The sequence below is a fragment of the Streptomyces beijiangensis genome (genome assembly GCF_017315755.1).
GTDB lineage: Bacteria > Actinomycetota > Actinomycetes > Streptomycetales > Streptomycetaceae > Streptomyces > Streptomyces beijiangensis.
This window is the reverse complement of sequence record NZ_JAFLRJ010001369.1, coordinates 1-301: the sequence shown is the minus strand read 5'-3', so window position 1 is coordinate 301 and position 301 is coordinate 1. Positions and strand designations below refer to the sequence as shown.

General features: G+C 74.8%; 1 pseudogene. It reads left to right on the top strand.

Annotation, left to right across the window (positions count from 1 at the left end):
• Positions 1-301, top strand: a pseudogene (locus J0695_RS41860) (ATP-binding protein); the annotation flags it as partial.

The window sequence follows — 301 nt, the reverse complement described above, 5'->3', positions numbered from 1 at the left end:
CTCCCCGCCGCACCCCGCAGCGCGGCCATCGCCCGCATCGCCACCGCCTCCGCCCTCCGCGCCCACAACCTCACGCCGCTCACCGACTCCGCGGTTCTGGCTGCCAGCGAACTCATCGCCTGCGCCGCCAAGTTCAGCCCGCCGGACGCCGAGATCTACCTCTCCCTCCGTCACCGCGACGACGCCGTCCGCCTCGTTGTGTACGACGCCCACCCCCGCCACGCCAATCCCCGCCTGGCCGCCGCCTGCGACGCTCGCCGCCGCGCCGCCCTCCGTGTCCTCGCCTGCCTGGTCAAAGCCT